Origin of the sequence: Burkholderia sp. Tr-20390, assembly GCF_017104595.1 — a bacterium.
Lineage (GTDB): Bacteria > Pseudomonadota > Gammaproteobacteria > Burkholderiales > Burkholderiaceae > Burkholderia.
In genome coordinates this window covers 1-18,016 of the sequence record NZ_JAAGPC010000096.1, presented here as the reverse complement: position 1 = coordinate 18,016, position 18,016 = coordinate 1, and the positions used below count along the sequence as shown (strand labels likewise).

The following is an 18,016-nucleotide window of genomic DNA, read 5'->3' as shown; positions in this document are numbered from 1 at the left end:
TGCCCGAAAAATGGTCAAAGGTGAGGCTTTACGGGACCAGTGAGCGGCTGAATTCGTCGAAAAGCCCGCCAGGACTGGAAGAAATCTCGTTTTTGCTGTGCCACTTTTTGGCACAGGTGAGATTTTTCGGGGCCTGACATGAGGTTGTCGTATGAAGGATTTCCGTCGAAAGGTGAGGCTTTTCGGGGGATGTCGGCGGCGCACAGCCAAATGCTTTCTGTGCATAAGTATCGGAAGGCATTGGGATTTTTGATACCGAGGCGGTTACGGTGAGGTTTTTCGGGAGTCGTTTCCCTGCCTGTGGCGGCACAGCGATTTTTAGGTAAGGTGAGCGTTTTCGGGAGGCCTTGGTGGCGAATCCCCTGCGTGTCGGGCATTCGCCGATATCCGGACGAATGAAGTCACTGTGCTCGAGGTGAGTATTTTCGGGACCCGATACGGTTTGTGCGCTGTACAATGCGCGCCCGGGCCGGCAAAGCACGCCTGATCGGGTCGCGCGGCCCGGTTTCGCAGGCGTCTTTCGGGATGTCGGATCCGATTCCGATTTCCCGGCAAGTCACGCCTGTACATGCATACAGGCCGATGGAGGGTGATCGGGACGCGCATCGACGTGGGATCGCAACCCTGTGCCGAACGCACGGCAGCGCAGTCGTAAAATTACGACAAATCGAAAGGTGAGCCGATACGGGAGCCCTTTTCGCACGTATCGTGCACAGGGGAAATTCTGTGAATCGGCGCATCCCGCAGCACGTCTGGACGAGTCCGGAACGCTGCAAATCCGGAGCGGTGAGGGTTTTCGGGAGCGCCTGGGGTGAGTGCCGTTTTGCACGCGCACTTCACCCGCTATGGTGAGCATGTCGTTCTGGACGCACTTCACCGCAGGCGCTATCCTTCCGGAAAACTTCTCCTCCGACCCGACGTATGGCCACGACGAAGCGCGCCAAGAAAACCGATGTGGATGTGGTGAGTGCCAGTTCAGCCGAATTGCGGAAGGCCGTCGAGGCGATCGCAATTCAGCCGAAGAGCGGCAAGATCACGCTCCTCACTCGCAAGCTGTTCAATGTCCTGCTGGCCGTGGCGCAGCAGGCCGACGACTCGGGCGATACGTATCGCGCGCTGCTGTCGGACATCGTCGCCAACTCCGCTTTCGATTCGAACGACACCGCGCTGGTGAAGGAGCACCTGCGCCGCATGGTGTCGGTGCAGGTCGAATGGAGCACGGGGACGTCGAGCCAGAAGCCGGGCCGCAAGTGGGGGATCTCGACGCTGATCGCCGACGCGGAAATTCTCGAGGATCCGGCGACCCGCCGCGTGTGGGTCGAATTCTCGTTCGCGCCGAAGATCAAGAAGAAGCTGCTCGACCCGGTCCAGTATGCGCGCCTGAGCCTGCAGTTCCAGAGCCAGCTGCGCAGCAGCGCCGGTCTCGCGCTGTACGAAATCTGCGTGCGCTACCTGACGAACCCGAGCCACCTGACGATGCGCGAGCCGTGGGAATGGTGGCGGCCGATCCTGTCGGGCACGCCCGACACGGAAGCCGGCGACGAGGCGAAGCGTGAGTACAAGTACTTCAAGCGCGACTATCTGCGTCCCGCGATCGCGGAAGTCAACGCGGTCACCAACATCTTCGTCGAGCTGATCGAGCATCGTGAAGGGCGCCGGGTCGCGGAGATCCAGTTCCGCGTGACCGAACGCAAGCAGCCGATGCTCGCGCTCGACGAACACCCGAACGTGTTCGACAGCACGCTGGTCGACCGGATGGTGAAGCTCGGGATCCCGTTGAAGGAAGCGCAGACGCTCTATGCGGACAGCGAGGAGAATCGCATTCGTGCCGCACTGCAGATGACCGAGCAGCGGATGCGCAGCACTACGCTGCCGCCGGTGCGCAGCGCGCCGGCGTTGTTCAAGGATGCGCTGAAGAAGGGTTATGCGCCGCCGGTCGAGTCGGTCGACGCGCTGCCTGCCGGCACGCCGTCCCCGAAGGTTGCAGCAGCCCAGCCGGACGATCTGAAGGCACGTCTGCTGAGCGAGTTCGCGGCGTTCCGCCGCAAGGAAGCGAAGGTGCTGTACGAAGAGCAGGGCGACGCGGAGCGCGAAGTGGCTCGCGAGTCGTTCGAATCGGAAGCGCTGCCGACGATGGGCACGCATCTGCGCGATGACTGGCGCAAGCGCGGCCTCGATTCCAAGCTGGCCGAGACGGCCTTTTTCGACTGGCTGGCCCAGAGGACCTGGGGCGAGCCGACGGATGGCGACCTGCTGTCGTTCACGCTGAATCAGTCGCGGGCTGCCTGAGGCCCGCTCAGGCCCGCTGACGGGCCGCCGCCGGCCCCGCCCTCGATTGGCGGGCCCGGCGTCTTCACCAGGCCCTGCCGGCCGTTTCCATCACTCCGACAACAGCATCCGCTCGAGCTGTTCGAGGATCGCGTCGCGCTTGTCCTTCGGGAGACCGCGCAGGCGCAATTCGATGCGATCTTCACCATACGATCTCAGGTCGCCGACCGACTTGCCGCCGAGCTTGATCTCGAGACGCTGCGCATAGCGCTGACGCCCTGCGGCCTTCGGCGTTTCCTGCGCCGCGACGCGGCCCTTGACGATGTCCGACACCTGGCGCGTGCTGAGATCGTCGGACACGATCTTGTTGATCAGCCGTAGCGTCGCCTCGGTGCCGCGCGCGTTGTGATAGCGGCCGACCTGATACGCCATGTTCGAACCGAAGCGATCAGGGCGCGCGACCATTTCCTGCATGATCGCTTCCGGCAGCTTGCCGATCGACAGCGCGACGGCCACCGTCGATTCGTCGAGGCCGAGGTGCTCGGAGAGCTCCTTCTGGCTCTGGAAATGCTTGTCGTCGAGGAAGCGGCGCCACACGACGGCGTTGTCGAACACCGTTTGTGAATCGCGCTGGACGTTGAGATCGTAGCCGAGCTTGTAGCTCTGGATGCCGATCGGCACGTCGATCACGATCGCCTTGACCGATTCCTTGTTCGCTTCCTTCAGTGCCCGCACGCGGCGGCCGCCGTCGCTGACGAAATACGTGCCCGGGTTCTCGTAGTCCGGAATCACGTGGATCGCCTGCTGCTGCCCTTGCTTGGCGAGGTTGACGGCGAGTTCGGCAATCGACGACTTCAGATAGAAGTGCCGCGGATTGAACGGGCTATGCTTGATCGCCTTCAGCGGCAGCTCGATCACCTGCCCCGGCGCATAGCGGTTCTCGAGACGCCACGCGCGATATTGCGCCGATTCATCGATCGACGGATCGAGCGTGAGTTCGGGAGCGGGCAACGGCGCGATGTCTTTCTTCGCGGATTTGGTCGGTGCCGGCGTAGGTGTCTCGGACTTGACGATGCCGTCGATCGCATTGAGTCGATCAAGCGCCGTGCGCTTCTCGCTCGTCGTGATATCCGGGCGCGCTTGGAATCCTTTGGCAAATTGGGAGGGTTTCATGTGACTCCTTTGTGCGCATAAAGTCAGGGCAGCATGGCGACGATTTCGTCGGCGCATGCGCGAATTTCTGCGGCGGCCAACTTGCCGCCACGATCGTTCATCTGCAGTACGGTCTGACCGAGCGCCATCGCCTGCTTGTACGCCTCCCGGGTCGGGATCTGCGTTTTCAGCAACGGGAAGCCGAGTTCCTCGAGCGCACGCTTGAGCTCGCGGGTCAGCATGCGCTTCTCTTCGGTCTTGTTCAGCAGGAAGACGGCGCGGAGGTCTTCGTTCATGACCTGCGCCTGCTGGATCAGTTTGACCAGCCCGACGCTCGACCAGTAATCGGCCGGCGACGACGACGTCGGGATCACGGCAATCGATGCGGCCAACAGGACGACGCCCGATACCTTTTCGGTGATCGACGGCGGGCAGTCCACGACGATGATGTCGTAGTCGTTGATGAACTTCTTGATCTCGCGATGGATCTGGCCATCGGCTTCGGCCAGGTTGACGACCGGAAACGGAATGCCGGTGTCGCTGTCGCCGGATGCGCTCGACCAGTGAACCAGTGTGTTTTGACGGTCTGCGTCGATGACGAGGACGCGCTTCCCTTTTTCATGGAACGCGGCACCGAGGTGCATGGCAATCGTGCTTTTGCCGACGCCACCTTTTTGTTGAGTGACTGCAATGATTTCCGCGGCCAATTTTCACTCCTATTTTGGTCGTTGGAATTCTACAGGACGATATTTGGATTTCAATGAAATTGTCGTTAGACAACTACGCATTGGCCATTTGGACGATCGGTTTATGCGCATAAACGAAGCGACGATGGCAGATGACTTGATCGGATGGTGTGGCGGATGCCTGCGAGGTCTGTGAGCGACTCGGTCGCGTTGCATGTGGCGTCGTCGGTGTGAGTAGCGAGCTGACGAGCGGGCAGCGTGCACTGCCCGATCGTTCGATGGGGTAGCCCCGGCTGAGAGCAGTGGAGTTTGTGCGCATAAACTCTCCACGGAAAGCGTGGCGCGCGATCGTGCCGGGAGGGCAGGTGCTTCTGATCGTAGGTTGTGAGTGATCCACCCTGGTTGGGTATGCAGCATCGAGGTATCTCACTTGACCCGCGGACGTCGCCCCAACGCGCTATCCAGGCGCTACGTTTATGCGCATAAACTGCGAGCGATAGACGGCGAGTAACGAAGGTCACCTCCCGGCCGCGCCGGAATCCAGTGCCGGGCGGCCTACTTGCGAGGCAGCATACCGACGCGGCAATCCCACCGAAGCAGGCATCACACCCACTCAGGCATCACACCCACGCGCCGAAGCGTCTGCATTCACCGCGCCGCGAATCGCGAGGTTCCCGCGCCCGGCAGTCGCCGGCTTTATGCGCATAAACCAACCGGCCTGCGGCGCCACCGGCCACACCCTTTGCAGACCGAACCCCATCGTATTGGTCAGGCGCGCGAACCTTTGATCACCATCCCGCGATAGAGCCTCGCGCGCCTTTATGCGCATAAACCCACCATTTCATTGAAGCGCATCCCGACCAGCACTCCCCTTTCGCGATCCATCGAGCCGCATCATCCGTCGGCCTCTACGAAGCAGCGAATCCGCGCCCGATCTCCCGATTACTCGTCGCCTGCCCCACCAAGCCCCCAATACAGACTGGCTACAATACAGGGCTCTACCCTCCAGGCCTGAATGATGATCACGATCTACCACAACCCCCGATGCTCGAAGTCGCGCGAGACGCTTGCGTTGGTCGAGTCGCTGAATACCACCGGTGCGCCGTTGAATGTCGTCGAGTACCTGAAGACACCGCCGACGGTCGAGGAACTGGAAGCGCTGCATCGGCAGCTTGGCCGCCCGGTTCGCGACATGCTGCGCGACGGCGAGGAGTCGTACAAGGAATTGAACCTGGCCCGCGCCGACCTGACCGATGCGGAAGCCTACGCGGCGATCGCCGCTCATCCGATTCTGCTGCAGCGCCCCATCGTCGTTTACCGCGGCAAGGCCGCCATCGGCCGGCCGCCCGAATCGGTGCAGGCGCTGTTCGAATAATTCTTGCCCGCCGTATTTTTTTTTGATTGCATCAGCCCAGCACAAGCACTAGCACGAGCATCGGCAATTGAAGCCAGCTCGATCACCGGGCAGCATGCGACCCCGGCCCTGAAGATCGCCGTCAAGCGATCCGGGCCTAGCCCTCCCCGGACGACGCACCGTCATCATCCGGGGCAGGCCCCCGCCCCGCCGCCGCTTTCGCGGCCGTCCGAAGCAGCGCGATCTGCCCGCGATAGGCTCTGCAGCCACTGCAGGTCGGCAGGTGTACGCGCACCTGCAGGCGCTCATGCAGGGTCAGATGCCGGTCGAGTGCATCCGACAGCAGTCGCGTCACGTCAGTACATTTCCCCGGCAGCATCTTCGGTCGTCAATCCTTGTTCGCTCAGGCAGGTTCGCAGGCGCGTGCGCGCCCGGTAAAGCAGCACGCTGCAATGATTCGTCGTCAGCGTCAATTCGCTGCAGATGTCCGTCATTTCGAAGTCGAGGAATTCGCGCATCATGAACACGCGCCCGATCTGCTCCGGCAGGTGATCGAGGCAGGCCTCGAACAGCGTCCAGAACTGCTGCTGCTGCAACAGCGTTTCGGGGCGTGGCCACGGTCGCGGTTTCGCATGCGCGGCCCAGTGCCCGTTTTCCTTGAACAGCTCGCGATCGAGCACCGATTCGCCGTCGAGCTCGGCATCGAGCGCGGACAGGCTCACCGTCCGCTGCCGCGCGCGCAGCACGTCGATCAGCTTGTTGCGCAGGATGCCGAACACCCAGGTCTTGTGCGCCGACAGCCCGGCGAAATCGCCCGCATGCGACCACGCGGCGGCGAGTGCTTCCTGCACGGCGTCTTCGGCCGCATCGGCATCACGGAGCTGGAGCCGCGCGAAGCGCAGCAGGTCGCGCCGCAGTTGCGCGAGATAAACGGGATCGTCGTAGGCGGACGGCATGAATGGGTTGCAAGTCTCGAAGCGATCGCGCGTGCGCCACAGGGCAGGCGCATCGCTGTGCGAGCAGCTTACTGGGCGCGGTGCCGGCCTGCAATGCATGTTCCGTCACGAATTCACGAAACCGGCCGGCGCGCTGCGCTATGCTTGCCGAACCCTGTGTCGCGTGTCGGCAACGACTCGCGGTAGGCAATCTGTAATGTCAGAGCATAACGGCCGAGTTATCCACAATTTCTGTGGAAAACCTTGTGGAAAGTCGGCCGGACGGCCCCGTGGGGCGGTTCGCGGGCTGGCTTGCCTATAAACAGACCTTTGTCGCCCGTTCGGAAGTAATCGATCCGATTCCTCACTCACCGGAAGGAGAATGTCATGTCCTATCGCATCGCTGTGGTCGTCGGCAGCCTGCGTCGCGCTTCGTCGAACCGCGCGCTCGCACACGCCGTGATCTCGCTCGCCCCCGCCGATTTCTCGTTCGAGTTCGTCGAGATCGGCGAGCTGCCGCTGTACAGCCAGGACTACGACGCGGATTTCCCGGAAGTCGCGAAGCGCTTCAAGCAGTCGATCGAGGCCGCCGACGCGCTGTTGTTCTTCACGCCCGAGTACAACCGCTCGATTCCGGGCGTGCTGAAGAATGCGCTGGACTGGGGCTCGCGCCCATGGGGTTCCAACTCGTGGTCGGGCAAGCCGGGTGCCGTGCTCGGCACGTCGCCGGGTGCGACGGGCACCGCGCTCGCACAGCAGCACCTGCGCAACGTGCTCGCGTATCTCGACGTGAAGACGCTCGGGCAGCCCGAGATGTTCATCAAGCACGATCCGGCGCGCATCGACGACCAGGGCCAGATCGTCAGCGAAGACACCCGCAAGTTCCTGCAGGGCTTCGTCGATCGCTACACGGGCTGGGTGCGCTTGCTGAAGTCGGCCTGAGCGCCACGCCCGATCACGCCGCCGGCACCGGCGCGGGCCCGCACGCAGCGGGTCACGTGCCGGCGTGCCGCGCGTGTCGTGCATCGCGCGCTTCACGGATGCCCAGCAGGATCTCGTCGAGCAGCGCGATGTCGAACGGCTTCGACAGCACGCGGACGTTGACGGTGCGCGTGCGGTCGAGCTCCTCCGCGTAACCCGTGACGAGTATCACGGGCAGTTTCTCCGGCCGTTGTTCGACCGCTTCGGCGAGGTCGATGCCGTTCAGGCGGCCCGGCATGTGGATATCCGAAATCACGAGATCGAACGCGTCGTTCGCGGCCGCGCCTTCGATCAGGCGCAACGCGTCGTCGGCGGTGGGCGCGTAGGTCACGCGGTGCCCGAGCAGCGACAGCAGCGCTTCGGTGCCGGCCGCGACTTCGCCGTTGTCCTCGACGAGCAGCACGTGCAGCCCGGCGAGCGTCCCCGCCCCTGCATCGTGCACGACCGCCGGCGGCCGCGCGACGACATCCTCGACGCGTGCGCGCGGCAGATAGAGGCGCACCGACGTGCCAGCGCCGACCGCGCTGTCGATCGTCGCGAGGCCGCCCGAGCGTTCGCAGAACGCGAACACCTGCGGCAGGCCGAGCCCCGTCCCCATCCCCTGCGCCTTCGTCGTGAACAGCGGCTCGAACGCGCGCGCGAGCACGTCGGGCGCCATGCCCGAACCCGTATCGTCGAGCGAGATCTGCACGAAATCGCCGGTGAGCGGAAAACCGTCCTCGCGACGTAGCGTCACGTTGCGCGCGCCGACGGTGAAGCGGCCGCCGGTCGTCATCGCGTCGCGCGCGTTGACCGCGAGATTGATCACCGCGAGCTCGAGCTCCGCGACGTCGACGCGGATCGGCCAGACACCCGGCTCGATCGCGACGACCAGCGACGATTTCGAACCGAGCGATGTCTTCAGCAGTTCGCGGCACGTGCCGACCCATTGCCCGACGTCGATCGTCTCGTTGTGCAGCGGCTGCTTGCGCGCGACACCGAGGAGCTGGCGCGTGAGCGACTGCCCGTTCTTCAGCGCGCGTTCGATCGCGCCGAGTTCCTTGTCGAGATGCTGGACCCCGCGCCGACGCGCGATCTGCACGTTGCTCGAGATGATCATCAGCAGGTTGTTGAAGTCGTGCGCGACGCTGCCGACGAGATTGCCGAGCGCCTGCATCTTGCGCGACTGCCGGTATGCCGATTCGATCGAGCGCCGCATCGACGCTTCGGCCTGCCAGCGGTCCCACGCCTCCTCTTCCGCCTTCAGCCGCTTGAGCGACAGCCAGATCACGGACCACAGCGCAATCGACGGCGCGAACATCGAGATGAACAGCACGCTCAGGTGTTCGTACCATTCATGCCAGATCGCCGACGTGCGGTACGAGCACGTCACGTAGACGGGATAGCTGCCGACCTGGCGATACGCGACGATCTCGCTGCTCGCGCCGTCGTGGCGCACGCGCACGACGCCGGCGCGCGGATCGTTGCGCGCGTCGCCGAACGTGACGGCGCGATCGGTGTGCGCGAGTGCCGGCGGCGGCGGATACGACGCGATCACCGCGCCGTCCGAGCGCGCGAGCGCCATCGTCATCGGCGTGCTCGCTCCGCCGAGCAGGTCGCGGTAGAACGCGTTGAAATACGACGACTTCAGCGCGATCGACACCATCCCGGCGAACGAACCGTCGCTATGGCGCCGCGCGACGCCCGTGTTGAACACGGGAATGTTCTCGAGCTTGAGCGGCCCCATCATCAGCCGCGAGATGTGTTCGATGACCTTGCCGTCGCGGATGCCGGCGAAGTCGTCGCGGTTCGCGATCGACGCGTAGGGCGCCGGATAGTAGAGGCTGTTCGCGAGCAGCATCCCGCTCGCGCCGAAGATCGACACGGCGGCCACCTGCGGATAGCCGCCGCCGATCGTGTTCAGCGCTTCGTGGATGTCGGACTCCCGGTTGCGCACGGTCGCGTCGTCCATGTCCTGCACGAGATCGACGATGCGCGCATCGAGCGTCTCGCTCAGGTCGAACACCTTGAGCGCGTGCTCCTCGGCCACCCGCACCGTGCGCATCGTCACGTCGCTCGCGGCGGCCTCGCGCGTCTTCAGGTCGTTGTACGCCATCACCACGACGTAGATGCACGGCAGCACGATCGCCGCGACGAGCAGCACGATCAGCGTCATGCGACGCACCGCGAAATCGTGCTCGGGCGCACCGGACGCATAGTTGCCGTCGTCCTGCCAGTCGTCGGCGGGTGGGGAGGCGGGAGCGTGGGAATCGGCGGGCCGGTCGGACATCATCGAGGAAGCGGGTGAGGCGGAGGTGCCTGCCATCATAAACGAGTTGTGACGGCCCGCCGCACGGCCCCGGACGCCAGCCATCCTGTCGATTTCGACAGGGGGAAATTGTCAGATTGAAAACGCGACGAATCCGGCAGCGCAAACGTACACAAGGAAAAATTTTGCGTGCTTATCTCGAAAATGGTCTGGGCTGTTTTCGGAATCGCGCGTGTTCGGATCAATTCTGTTCGAAATGCTGAAAATGGCGAGTTGCATCGCCTCCGGTTTACTCAGAGAATCGCGCCTTGCTTTCCCTATGACAGATATATGCGCCCGCCGGTGTTCGCCGCGCGGTGCGTCGCGCGCACTCCGCGTCGCGGCGCCCGCGCGCGGCCGCCAGACGGTTGCCCGCACACCCGAACGCATGGCGCCTAAAGAAGTGCGCCGCGCGGTCGTTAACGCGAGAGAGACCATTCCGTATACCGCATCGCCCCATGCCTTTGCCGATTGTAATTGCCGACGATTCGCTGCTCGCTCGCAAACTTCTGACAAAGGCGCTGCCGGGAGGCTGGGACGTCGAAGTCGCGTATGCCGCGAATGGTCGAGAGGCCTTGGCGCTCTATCGTGACGGCAAAGCTTCCGTAATGTTTCTGGACCTGACGATGCCCGACATGAGCGGATATCAGGTCCTGGAGACACTGCGCCACGAAGATCTGAACACGTTCGTGATCGTGGTATCCGCCGATATTCAGCCGCAGGCGCAAGCACGCGTGCGCGAATTGGGCGCGATCGCATTCGTAGCCAAGCCCGTGACGTCGGAGGCATTGCTGCCCATTCTCAAGGAGTATGGGTTGTATGCCTGACTCGGTGTTCACGGCGGAGCAACGCGACGCGTTGCAGGAGATCGCCAACCTCGCAATGGGCCGCGCCGCCGCGCGGCTCGCGTTGTTGCTCGGGCACTTCATCGAGCTGTCGGTGCCGCGCGTGCGGGTCGTGAAAGCGACCGACGCGGGCGACGCGCTGCGCGAGATGACGGGCATTCACGACAACGTGACCGCCGTGCGCCAGGGTTTTCGTTCCGACATCAAGGGCGAGGCGATCGTGTTGTGCCGCACCGCGAGCATCGCGCGGCTCATGTCGGTCGTCGACCGCACGTTCGGCGATGGCGTGTACGGCGGGATGGCGACACCCGACGAAGTCGTGTTCGACGTCGCGAACGTGCTGATGGGTGCGTGCGTCGCGTCGATCCTCGACGAGCTCGGCCGCAAGCCCGTGTTCTTTCCGCCGGGGCTGCTCGGCGCGAACGTGTCGTTCGACGACGTATTCCAGCCGACCGAGCTGGCATGGAGCGTGGCATTGCTGCTGGAAGTGAACTTCGGGCTCGAGGACCACGCGTTCCGGGCCCACTTCGTGATGCTGATGGCCGAGGATTCGATCCGGCTGATGGGCGACGCGCTCGACGCGTTGCTGTCCGCGCTATGACGGCCGCCACCTCGTCGCTGAGCGACCTCGTGATCGAGCGGGTGGGCTTCGGCCTGTTCGTGCTCGACCGCGCGATGAACGTGCTGATGTGGAATCGCTTCATGCAGGACCACAGCGGCATCCCGGCCGCGGACGTGATCGGCCGCAACCTGTTCGACTGTTTTCCCGACCTGCCGCGCGCGTGGCTGTCGCGCAAGCTCGAGAGCGTGTTCCAGCTCGGCAGCTTCGCGTTCAGCTCGTGGGAGCAGCGGCCCTACCTGTTCCGCTTCGAGCACGACCGGCCGATCACGGGGGGCGTCGACTACATGCAGCAGGACTGCACGTTCATGCCGCTCACGCGCGGCCGCGACGTCGAAGCCGTGTGCGTGACGATCTCGGACGTCACGCATGTGAGCGTGATGCAGCGCGAGCGCGAGGAAGCGGTCGCGAAGCTGCGCGAGCACGCGAATCGCGACGGCCTGACCGGCATCGCGAACCGGCGCTTCTTCGAGGCGCGGCTCAGCGACGAATTCGCGCGCTGGCAGCGCTATGGCGGCGACATGTCGGTGCTGCTGTTCGACCTCGACCACTTCAAGACGATCAACGACCGCTTCGGGCATGCGGCCGGCGATGCCGTGCTGCGCGAGACGGCGCGTCGCGTAGCGTCGATCGTGCGCGCGCAGGATACGTTCGGCCGCTTCGGCGGCGAGGAATTCGCGTTGCTGCTGCCATGCACGAATCTCGACGAGGCGATGCTCGTGGCCGACAAGGTGCGCGATGCGATCGGCAGCGTGCCGGTCGATGCCGAGGGGGTCAGCGTGCCGGTGACGGCGAGCGTCGGCGGCGCGTGTGCGAAGGCGGGCGCGCCGACCAGCGACGTGCTCGTCAACGAGGCCGACGCCGCGCTCTATCGCGCGAAGCGGCTCGGGCGCGACCGGTCGGTCGCGTATGCATAGGTAGCGCATCCGCCCCGCCGTGCGCGGAGCGGATGCGCCGGGCGCGTGCCGCGCTCAGCTTTTCGCGATGTCGGCCAGGACGCCGGCGAGCACGGCCGGCTGCGACATGAACGGCGAATGGCTGCTGTCGAGCTGGTGCACGTGGGTCGGGTTGCCGGGCGCGAACGCGTCGGCTTCGTCGATGAAGCGCTGTTGCAGCGCGGGCAGGATCACGCGATCCTGCAGGCACTTGATGTAGTGACGGTCGATCGCGCCCCAGCGTGCGGCCGTCGTCGGGATCGCGGTCGCGAACGGCGCGGCCGGCACGTCGCAGCTCATCAGGTTCGCGACGGCCTCGAAGTCGGCCTGCGGCACGTCGTCGTACAGCGCGCGCTTCGCGAGCTCGCGATAGGCGGCGTCGCCGCTGCGCGGATCGATGCGCAGCGCACCGGCGACGCGCGGGCTCGCCAGCATCAGCGGGCCGAGCATTTCCCCCTTGTTTTCAGGTGCGCGCACGTAGTCGAGGCCCGGCACGCCCGACGCGGGCATGAAGGCCGCGAGATAGACGATCTTCGCGATCTTGTCCGGCGCGCGTTCGGCGGCCGCCGTGATCGCGAGGCCGCCCATGCTGTGCCCGACGAGCACGACCTTGCCGCGGCCGAGTGCGTACGCGTCGTCGACCGCCTGCATCACCTGCGTGGCGTAATCATCGAGCGTCGTGTTGGCGACCGGCGACGGCTCGGCGCCGAACGCGTCCTTGTCGAGCGGGCGTGCGAAGTAGGAAGCGGGAAAACGGGCGTTGATGCCGTGCGCGGGCAGGTCACGCGCGATCGACAGGTGGCCGCGCGCGGCCAGCGCGGTCGCGACGTGCGCGTAGCACCACGCGCCGTGCCAGGCGCCATGCACGAGCACGAAAACGGGATGATCGGACTGCGGGGTGGCGCTTGCGTTCGTCTCCATGGTGTCCGGGTCTTCAGATCTTGAGAAAGGTGTCATCTTAGACGAACCCGTGTGCGCCCTGACGGGCCGGATTCGATCCGTCCCTCTTGTCTCGTACAGGCCACATTTCGTTCGTATCTGATTTGAATTTATCGCGAAGCACGCTAATTTGTTGCTTTGCCTGCGATTGCGCCCCATGAACGTCGACTATCTCTTCTACCGGAGGCCGGACAAGCCTGGCCCCTATTCGCTCGACGACCTCGGCGACATCGCGCCGCCGATCGGCCCGGGCGACCTGGTGCGTGCGGGCATCGCACGCGTGTTCGCGCAGATCGACTGGCAGGAATCGCCCGACGTGCCGGGCGCGTGGTTCGGCACGGGCGGCGCGACATTCCAGTTCACCGCGGAGCCCGACGGCCGCGTGACGAGCTTCATGGGCTCGCGCCTCGAACGCCGCTCGATGCTGCAGCTCACCCGCGAAATGGGGCTCATTGCGCTCGACCTGCAACGCGACATCGTCTACGGCTGACGCGCCGCCGGCGCCGGGGCCCGCCCGGGCCGGCCGCGCTTGCCGGCCAACGGCTTCCGGCGTGCCGCCGCACGTGGCGCGTGTCCGCCATCGAACTTCAAAGATTGCTATACTTTCGCCCAATTCCGGCTTCCGGCCGGTAATTTGTGCCTGTCTGTGTCGATCGTTCGCATATCTCGCACGCATTTGACACCCTGACCATCCCAGCCGGGCATGGCTTCTTCAATCGCCCCGCGTGGGTGTCTCCGTGGAGCTCGTCTTGGCCGTTTCCCATTCCGTCGTGGACGAACAAGAAACCGACGCCGCTGCCGTCACATCGGGCAGTTCTTTCTATCTTGCGATGCGCATCCTGCCGGCCGTGCAGCGCGATGCGATGTTCCAGGTCTACGCGTTTTGCCGCGCGGTCGACGACATCGCCGACAGCGACCTGCCACGCGCCGAGCGCCACGCGGGCCTCGATCGCTGGCGCGCGGACATCGACGCATGCTTCGCCGGCCGCCCGCCGCGCCACCTGGCCGCGCTCGACCGCGAGATCCGCGCATTCAACCTGCAGCGCGACGACTTCCACGCGATGATCGACGGGATGGCGATGGATGCGGTCGAAGACATCTGCGCGCCCGACGAACCGACGCTCGACCTCTTCTGCGATCGCGTGGCGAGTGCGGCCGGCCGACTGTCGGTGAGGATTTTCGGGATGCCGGAAGCCGAAGGGATCAAGCTGTCGCATCATCTCGGCCGCGCGCTGCAACTGACCAACATCCTGCGCGACATCGACGACGATGCGGCGATCAACCGTTGCTACCTGCCGCGCGAGCTGCTTGCGCGCGAAGGCATCGCGATCACCGACCCGGCGACGATCGTGCGCGATCCGGCGCTGCCGCGCGTGTGCGCGACGCTCGTCGAGCGCGCGCTCGAGCACTTCCGCCAGGCCGACGCGGTGATGGACACCTGCGCGCGTGCGCAGGTGAAGGCGCCGCGCATCATGTCGGGCGCGTATCGCTGCATTCTCGAAGCCGCGATCGCACGCGGCTTTGCCTTCCCGCGCGCACCGCTGCGCAAGCCGAAGGCGCGCATGCTGATGATCGCCGCGCGCTACGCGCTGTTCTGAGCCGACCGAGTCGATGCCCAGGACCGTCCACGTGATCGGCGCCGGCGTTGCCGGCCTGTCGGCCGCGGTCGAGCTGCAACGCCGCGGGCGGCGCATCGTGCTGCACGACGCGCACGCGCATGCGGGCGGCCGCTGCCGCTCGTGGTTCGACGGGACGCTGAACACGACGCTCGACAGCGGGCTGCACACGGTGTTCGCGGGACAGCCCGCGACGCAGCGCTACCTGCGCGCGATCGGCGCGGCCGACCAGCTCACGGGGCCCGCGCTGCCTGAATTCCCGGTCGTCGACGTCGCGTCGCAGCAGCGCTGGACGCTGCGCTTCGGCAACGGGCGCTGGCCGTCGTGGCTGTTCGATGCCGCGTCGCGCGCGCCGGACACGACGCCGCTCGACTACCTCGCGCTCGCCCCGCTCGCGTTCGCGCGGATGGGCCGCTCACTCGCACAGACGATGCGATGCGACGGCATGTTGTGGGAGCGTTGGCTGCGGCCGTATTTCCTCGGTGTGCTGAACGTCGAGCCGCGCCACGCGAGTGCCGAACTCGCGCGCGCGGCGCTGTGCAGCACGTTTTCCGCGGGCGGCCCTGCTTGCCGTCCGCTCGTCGCGCGACACGGCCTCGGCAGCGCATTCGTCGAACCGGCGCTGCGGATGCTGCAGCACGGCGGCGCGCAGATCCGGCTGAACTCGCGGCTCGACGCGTTCGAATTCGGCGCGCACGGCAACGCGGTCGATGCGGTTTCGGTCGGCGGCGAGCGGATCGATCTCGCACCGGGCGACGCCGTCGTGCTGGCCGTGCCGCCCGAGGTCGCGCAGCCGCTCGTGCCCGAACTCACCGCGCCCGACACGTTCAGCGCGGTCGTGACCGCGTATTTCGCGGCTGAAGCGCCGGCCGGCAACCCGCTGCAGACGTCGGTGGTCAACGGTGTGGTCGATACGGTGCGCACCGGCGGCGGCCAGCTCGCGGCGACGATCCGCGACGCGGGCCGCTGGCTCGACACGCCGCGCGACACGCTCGCGCGGCGCATCTGGGAAGACGTCGCGCGCGTGACCGGCGCGAACCCGGCAACCATCCCCGCGTGGCAGCTCGTCGTCGAGCCGCGCGCGGGCTTTGCGGCGGTGCCGTCGCAGGAAATGAAGCGTCCGGCCGTGCGTACGCGCTGGACCAATCTTGTGCTGGCGGGCGACTGGATTGCCACCGGCTTGCCCGCCACGATCGAGGGTGCGATCCGCTCCGGCCAGCTGGCCGCGGACGTGCTCCAGACACAGTAAGTAAAAGAGGGACCGATGAACGATCTCACCGAAATGGCTACCCTGTCCGCCGGCGCCGTGCCGGCCAGCGTCGATACGGCCGTCGCGCGTGCGACCGACGCGCTGCTGGCCGCGCAGAACGCGGATGGCCACTGGGTCTACGAACTCGAAGCCGATTCGACGATTCCCGCCGAATACGTGCTGCTCGTCCACTATCTCGGCGAGACGCCGAACCTCGAGCTCGAACAGAAGATCGGCAAGTATCTGCGCCGCATCCAGCAGGCCGACGGCGGCTGGCCGCTGTTCACCGACGGCGCGCCGAACATCAGCGCGAGCGTGAAGGCGTATTTCGCGCTGAAGGTGATCGGCGACGACGAGAACGCCGAGCACATGCAACGTGCGCGCCGGGCCATCCACGCGATGGGCGGCGCCGAGATGTCGAACGTGTTCACGCGCATCCAGCTCGCGTTGTACGGCGCGATTCCGTGGCGCGCGGTGCCGATGATGCCGGTCGAGATCATGCTGCTGCCGCAGTGGTTCCCGTTCCATCTGTCGAAGGTCTCGTACTGGGCGCGCACCGTGATCGTGCCGCTGCTCGTGCTGAACGCGAAGCGCCCGCTCGCGAAGAACCCGCGCGGCGTGCGCATCGACGAACTGTTCATCGATCCGCCCGTCAACGCCGGGCTGCTGCCGCGCCAGGGCCACCAGAGCCCCGGCTGGTTCGCGTTCTTCCGCGTGGTCGATCATGCGTTGCGCGCGGTCGACGGGTTGTTCCCGAACTACACGCGCGAACGCGCGATCCGCCAGGCCGTGTCGTTCGTCGACGAGCGCCTGAACGGCGAGGACGGCCTCGGCGCGATCTATCCGGCGATGGCCAACTCGGTGATGATGTACGACGCGCTTGGCTACGCGGAAGATCACCCGAACCGCGCGATCGCGCGCAAGTCGATCGAGAAGCTGCTCGTCGTGCACGACGATGAAGCGTATTGCCAGCCGTGCCTGTCGCCGGTGTGGGACACGTCGCTCGCCGCGCATGCGCTGCTCGAAACGCGCGACGCGCGTGCCGAGGATGCCGCGATCCGCGGCCTCGAATGGCTGCGCCCGCTGCAGATCCTCGACGTGCGCGGCGACTGGATCTCGCGCCGCCCGCACGTGCGGCCCGGCGGCTGGGCGTTCCAGTACGCGAACGCGCACTACCCGGACGTCGACGATACGGCGGTGGTCGCGGTGGCGATGGAGCGCGCGCAGCAACTCAAGCAGAACGATGCGTATCGCGATTCGATCGCGCGTGCGCGCGAGTGGGTCGTCGGGATGCAGAGCAGCGACGGCGGTTGGGGCGCGTTCGAACCGGAGAACACGCAGTACTACCTGAACAACATCCCGTTCTCGGATCACGGCGCGCTGCTCGATCCGCCGACGGCCGACGTGTCGGGCCGCTGCCTGTCGATGCTGTCGCAGCTCGGCGAGACGCCGCTGAACAGCGAGCCGGCACGTCGCGCACTCGACTACATGCTCAAGGAACAGGAACCGGACGGCAGCTGGTATGGCCGCTGGGGGATGAACTACGTGTACGGCACGTGGACGGCACTGTGCTCGCTGAACGCGGCCGGCCTGACGCCTGACGATCCGCGCATGAAGCGCGGTGCGCAGTGGCTGCTGTCGATCCAGAACAAGGATGGCGGCTGGGGTGAGGACGGCGACAGCTACAAGCTGAACTATCGCGGTTTCGAGCAGGCGCCGAGCACCGCGTCGCAAACCGCGTGGGCGCTGCTCGGCCTGATGGCGGCCGGCGAGGTGAACAACCCGGCGGTGGCGCGCGGCATCGACTACCTGATCGCCGAGCAGAACGAAGAAGGCTTGTGGGACGAGACGCGCTTCACGGCGACGGGCTTCCCGCGCGTGTTCTACCTGCGCTATCACGGCTATCGCAAGTTCTTCCCGCTGTGGGCGCTCGCCCGCTATCGCAACCTGAAGCGCGACAACACCACGCGCGTGACGGTCGGGCTGTAACGCGTGGCGCCGCAATCCACCGGCTCGTTGCCCGTCATCGCTGTGACGGGGATGGCGTTCGAGGCGCGCATCGCACGCGGCGACGGCGTCGAAGCCGTCTTTGCCGCACGGGCCGACCGCCTCGAACGCGCGCTGACCGAGGCGACCGCGCGCGGTTGCGA

Annotated in this window: 17 protein-coding genes; 10 read left to right on the top strand and 7 right to left on the bottom strand. The window is 65.7% G+C overall.

Features of this window, described 5'->3' with window-relative positions; translation table 11 throughout:
* Positions 1-14 precede the first annotated feature (14 nt).
* Positions 15-377: a hypothetical protein gene (locus G3N98_RS23650; protein ID WP_206149381.1), complete on the bottom strand. Its 363-nt coding sequence runs from the start codon at positions 375-377 to the stop codon at positions 15-17.
* Between the two features lie 544 nt (positions 378-921).
* Between G3N98_RS23650 and G3N98_RS23645 the strand changes: the two genes are divergently transcribed.
* Positions 922-2,289, top strand: a complete 1,368-nt coding sequence (locus G3N98_RS23645) for a replication initiation protein (protein ID WP_089428720.1) — start codon at positions 922-924, stop codon at positions 2,287-2,289.
* Positions 2,290-2,379: 90 nt separating this feature from the next.
* Here the strand turns inward: G3N98_RS23645 and G3N98_RS23640 are convergent, their stop codons facing one another.
* Both G3N98_RS23640 and parA read right to left on the bottom strand, forming a co-directional pair.
* The gene (locus G3N98_RS23640; protein ID WP_206149380.1) at positions 2,380-3,441 is read right to left on the bottom strand and encodes a ParB/RepB/Spo0J family partition protein; all 1,062 of its coding nucleotides are present in this window, start codon (positions 3,439-3,441) and stop codon (positions 2,380-2,382) included.
* A 23-nt stretch (positions 3,442-3,464) separates the two neighbouring features.
* The gene (gene parA, locus G3N98_RS23635; RefSeq protein ID WP_011353621.1) at positions 3,465-4,127 is read right to left on the bottom strand and encodes a ParA family partition ATPase; all 663 of its coding nucleotides are present in this window, start codon (positions 4,125-4,127) and stop codon (positions 3,465-3,467) included.
* 994 nt (positions 4,128-5,121) lie between these two features.
* Between parA and arsC the strand changes: the two genes are divergently transcribed.
* Complete coding sequence (gene arsC / locus G3N98_RS23630; protein ID WP_206149379.1) at positions 5,122-5,481, top strand: arsenate reductase (glutaredoxin); 360 nt, start codon at positions 5,122-5,124, stop codon at positions 5,479-5,481.
* Positions 5,482-5,617: 136 nt separating this feature from the next.
* Here the strand turns inward: arsC and G3N98_RS23625 are convergent, their stop codons facing one another.
* Positions 5,618-5,839, bottom strand: a complete 222-nt coding sequence (locus G3N98_RS23625) for a zf-HC2 domain-containing protein (RefSeq protein ID WP_089475949.1) — start codon at positions 5,837-5,839, stop codon at positions 5,618-5,620.
* Positions 5,817-6,416, bottom strand: coding sequence for an RNA polymerase factor sigma-70 (locus G3N98_RS23620; protein WP_069252807.1), 600 nt, complete (start codon positions 6,414-6,416; stop codon positions 5,817-5,819). The genes G3N98_RS23625 and G3N98_RS23620 overlap by 23 nt, the downstream gene beginning before the upstream one ends.
* Positions 6,417-6,782: 366 nt before the next feature.
* Here G3N98_RS23620 and G3N98_RS23615 point away from each other — a divergent pair, with 366 nt between their 5' ends.
* The gene (locus tag G3N98_RS23615; RefSeq protein ID WP_039344642.1) at positions 6,783-7,337 is read left to right on the top strand and encodes an NAD(P)H-dependent oxidoreductase; all 555 of its coding nucleotides are present in this window, start codon (positions 6,783-6,785) and stop codon (positions 7,335-7,337) included.
* A gap of 52 nt (positions 7,338-7,389) precedes the next feature.
* On the opposite strand, the gene G3N98_RS23610 is transcribed toward G3N98_RS23615, so the two are convergent.
* On the bottom strand, positions 7,390-9,648 hold the full coding sequence (locus G3N98_RS23610) for a hybrid sensor histidine kinase/response regulator (protein ID WP_206149378.1): 2,259 nt from the start codon (positions 9,646-9,648) through the stop codon (positions 7,390-7,392).
* A gap of 473 nt (positions 9,649-10,121) precedes the next feature.
* Between G3N98_RS23610 and G3N98_RS23605 the strand changes: the two genes are divergently transcribed.
* From G3N98_RS23605 to G3N98_RS23595, 3 genes are read left to right on the top strand one after another with little or no spacing between them, the layout of a single operon-like run.
* Positions 10,122-10,490, top strand: a complete 369-nt coding sequence (locus tag G3N98_RS23605) for a response regulator (protein ID WP_039344648.1) — start codon at positions 10,122-10,124, stop codon at positions 10,488-10,490.
* The gene (locus G3N98_RS23600) at positions 10,483-11,109 is read left to right on the top strand and encodes a chemotaxis protein CheC (RefSeq protein ID WP_039344650.1); all 627 of its coding nucleotides are present in this window, start codon (positions 10,483-10,485) and stop codon (positions 11,107-11,109) included. Before G3N98_RS23605 ends, G3N98_RS23600 begins: the two co-directional genes overlap by 8 nt.
* The gene (locus G3N98_RS23595; RefSeq protein ID WP_089428725.1) at positions 11,106-12,044 is read left to right on the top strand and encodes a diguanylate cyclase; all 939 of its coding nucleotides are present in this window, start codon (positions 11,106-11,108) and stop codon (positions 12,042-12,044) included. The genes G3N98_RS23600 and G3N98_RS23595 overlap by 4 nt, the downstream gene beginning before the upstream one ends.
* Positions 12,045-12,098: 54 nt before the next feature.
* On the opposite strand, the gene G3N98_RS23590 is transcribed toward G3N98_RS23595, so the two are convergent.
* Positions 12,099-12,983 (bottom strand): alpha/beta fold hydrolase, encoded by an 885-nt coding sequence (locus G3N98_RS23590; RefSeq protein WP_206149377.1) that lies wholly within the window; start codon positions 12,981-12,983, stop codon positions 12,099-12,101.
* 175 nt (positions 12,984-13,158) lie between these two features.
* Between G3N98_RS23590 and G3N98_RS23585 the strand changes: the two genes are divergently transcribed.
* From G3N98_RS23585 to shc, 4 genes are all read left to right on the top strand, one after another.
* Complete coding sequence (locus tag G3N98_RS23585; RefSeq protein WP_046548815.1) at positions 13,159-13,491, top strand: hypothetical protein; 333 nt, start codon at positions 13,159-13,161, stop codon at positions 13,489-13,491.
* A gap of 259 nt (positions 13,492-13,750) precedes the next feature.
* Entirely contained in the window at positions 13,751-14,599 is an 849-nt protein-coding gene (hpnD, locus tag G3N98_RS23580) for a presqualene diphosphate synthase HpnD (protein WP_089428727.1), read from the top strand.
* 13 nt (positions 14,600-14,612) lie between these two features.
* Complete coding sequence (gene hpnE, locus G3N98_RS23575; protein ID WP_175239530.1) at positions 14,613-15,866, top strand: hydroxysqualene dehydroxylase HpnE; 1,254 nt, start codon at positions 14,613-14,615, stop codon at positions 15,864-15,866.
* Between the two features lie 15 nt (positions 15,867-15,881).
* Positions 15,882-17,855 carry a squalene--hopene cyclase gene (gene shc, locus G3N98_RS23570; protein ID WP_206149376.1) on the top strand — a complete coding sequence of 658 codons (1,974 nt, stop codon included), beginning with the start codon at positions 15,882-15,884 and terminating at the stop codon, positions 17,853-17,855.
* Positions 17,856-18,016 lie beyond the last annotated feature (161 nt).